Raw genomic sequence first — 857 nt, 5'->3', positions numbered from 1 at the left:
GCACCAACAGATGAACTCCATGTTGCATCTTTAGAAACATAGGAAAACGCCCCGTAGAGGGCGTTTTTTGTTTCAAACGAATAGTGCCATTTTTGCCCTGTAAATCGCTCTCAAAGCGTCACAAACTTACAAAGCGTTTTAGTCTTACATCCGCTCGGGTTAGGTATGAAAATCGCCACTACGCGCGTTCTGGGCGCTCTGAGCGGCGTTTTGAGCATCAAAGTGGGCCATTTAACATATAACCAATAATGACTACCATTTTTTTGATAAAAATCCCAAACGTTGGGAATTCGTCTTAAATGATGCCATAGTCCCTCTTGAAGCGTTTGTTATGGCGAAATCTTAGCCAACTCCGCTTTGAAAGCCTCACATAATTTCGACTGGATCAAGGGAAGTTCGTTATCCGCACGAGTCCATAGATCAAGCATATTAGAATCGAGTGTTTTACCTAAACCACTTTGCTTGAGCTGATAACCTCTAACAACTTGATAAAAGGCTGAATGCTGGTCAAGAAGTTGGTCTACAAGATTGCAAACATCATCAGAGAGCCAAAGCTTAGCAAGTCTGTATTGTTCGGCGAACTTCTTAACGTCTAATTCCAAGCTCAACACCCTTTCCTTTTCTAGCTCACCCTGCATCCTTACTACATATGATGTAGCATCAGAAGCTTGAACTGACGCTTCATATAGCTTTGAAATTGATTCAATCTTTCTGGCGTGAATTTGCTCAAAAACGTAATTGCGTCTCTTTGCTTTTGATGAAATGTACTCTGACAGAACTCTTTCGATCGTTTGCCGAAACAACCATGAAAGAAAACCAACAATGACTGATGCTCCACCTAAATAAGCCAAAAACTC

The 857-nt window shown here is 41.4% G+C and carries 1 protein-coding gene; it reads right to left on the bottom strand.

Going from position 1 to position 857, the window contains the following annotated elements:
• Positions 1–329: 329 nt before the first annotated feature.
• A partial coding sequence (locus R7P74_RS25560; RefSeq protein WP_318123440.1) for a hypothetical protein occupies positions 330–857 on the bottom strand: 528 nt, incomplete at its 5' end.

It is taken from the genome of Vibrio sp. 2033 (assembly GCF_033339735.1).
This window is presented reverse-complemented; position numbering and strand designations above follow the sequence as displayed.